Annotated in this window: 3 protein-coding genes; 1 reads left to right on the forward strand and 2 read right to left on the reverse strand. The window is 43.5% G+C overall.

What is annotated here, in order from left to right; translation table 11 throughout:
• Both AC1DWN_RS33165 and lspA read right to left on the reverse strand, forming a co-directional pair.
• Window positions 1-383 (reverse strand): S4 domain-containing protein (locus AC1DWN_RS33165; RefSeq protein ID WP_477563090.1); only part of this gene is annotated, 383 nt, incomplete at its 3' end.
• Window positions 364-885, reverse strand: a complete 522-nt coding sequence (lspA, locus tag AC1DWN_RS33170; protein WP_477563091.1) for a signal peptidase II — start codon at window positions 883-885, stop codon at window positions 364-366. The genes lspA and AC1DWN_RS33165, both read right to left, overlap by 20 nt.
• A gap of 237 nt (window positions 886-1,122) precedes the next feature.
• On the opposite strand from lspA, the gene AC1DWN_RS33175 reads away from it, so the two are divergent.
• A partial coding sequence (locus tag AC1DWN_RS33175; protein WP_477563092.1) for a TraR/DksA C4-type zinc finger protein occupies window positions 1,123-1,843 on the forward strand: 721 nt, incomplete at its 3' end.

Below are 1,843 nucleotides of genomic sequence, written 5' to 3' on the forward strand. Positions count from 1 at the left end.
CAATGATGCATAAGCGCGTTAACGACCGTTCCTGAGGAGTGTCCTGGCGCGGGATGAACGACCATACCACGAGGCTTATTAATCACTATCAGATCTGAATCTTCATAAATGATTTCAAGCGGAATAGCTTCGGGCAAAATAGCTGCTTCCTGAGGCTCTGGGATTTGCAAAGCAACTTGATCATTCTCCAAAACTTTATAATTTGCTTTTGCAACTTTCCCATTAACCTCAACGGCTCCAGCTTTAATCCATTCTTGAACTTGCGTACGTGATACAGCCGCATCATCGATGCTGTCTGTCACAAACTTATCTAATCGTTCTCCAGATTCCTCTGGTAAGACGATCCATTCTAACGACTCTTCATTATAAGGGTTGCTGCTCATGGTTGTTTTGATCCTTGTCCTCTCCGTTTTGCAATTGTTTTTTCTCTTCCCTCGCCATCAGCAAGGTGTCAATTAATATTAACGCTACGCCGCACACTATAGCTGAATCCGCAACGTTAAAGATCGGGAACTGATAGCTGCCAAAATTAAACTGTAGAAAGTCAACAACTTCACCATACAGAGCACGATCGATGAAATTGCCTATGGCACCGCCAAGTACGAGTCCAAGCCCCACTAATAGCCATGGCTTCGCTGACTTACGCACAGCTTGAATGTACCAAATGATTCCAATTACAATTACACAAGTAATAATAATGAAAAACCAACGCCGCCCCTGCAATATACCGAAGGCTGCACCGCTATTTCGATGCGAAGTAATGAGAAAGAAATTACCAATGACGCTAATTTGATCTCCCAAATTTAACTGCGTTTCAATTATTTTCTTTGTAATAAAATCAAGCACCAAAACAAGTACTGCAATTAAATAATAATAAAACCGCATTTCTTCACTCTCCCAAGGTTTTTCATAGAAAAACCAGCATCGTAAGCATTGACCTAGGTTTTGTGTAGCAAAACCATCATCGTAAGCATATTCTTTTAGTCCCAAATTATTGTAGCACACTGGGATAAGTAAGAGCCAGCAACACCGCTATTCTTCCAGCGAAGTCCATACTGAAAAAAAGCTCAGCTGCAAAAGCTAATGAAGCAGTTATGTTCACTGGAAAGGACGGTGCTTCATATGTCAACCCCAACACAAGTTCAGATTCATTTGCTTCAAAGTAGACTGCAAACCGAGCGCGATGAAATTGAACAACGTCTCGCGGATAATGATCATTACGGACTGGGCCATTCATTGCGTGATGATACAGGAGAATTGTCTCCAATCGACAACCACCCAGGAGATCTGGCTACTGAGCTCTACGAGCGAGGGAAGGACATTGCCCTTCTCGAGCAAGAAGATTTGCATCTCGTTCGAATTGAAGCAGCTCTTGAAGCAATAAACAAAGGAACCTATGGTGTTTGTTTAACATGCAAGGAACCAATTCCTTACGAACGATTAGACGCTGTTCCCGATACTATTTATTGCATTGAGCATGCACCGCGGCAACAGCTTGCGTTCAATCGTCCCATAGAAGAGCTCATACTCACTCCCGCGTTTGGCAGGACAAGTATGGATGAGCATGATTCCTATAATGGCTTTGATGGTGAAGACGCTTGGCAAATTGTTGAACAGTGGGGCAACGCGAGTTCACCTGCCATGTCCGAAAACCGAAATGTCACTGACTACGAACATGTCGGCCTCGAAGCAGACGAGAACGATGGCTTTGTAGAACCACTTGAAAGCTTTATTGCTACAGACATAACTGGAAGGCATGTGTCAGTCATTCGCAACCATGCCTATGAACGTTACATGGAGTCTGGCGAAGGCGATCATGGTCTTGAAATCGATGATTCAGAGC

Source organism: Paenibacillus sp. P4_A7 (genome assembly GCF_056402455.1).

Bases quoted from the DNA above. Each gene is read 5' to 3' on its own strand.
- lspA (WP_477563091.1), bottom strand. From the start codon at position 885: ATGCGGTTTTATTATTATTTAATTGCAGTACTTGTTTTGGTGCTTGAT.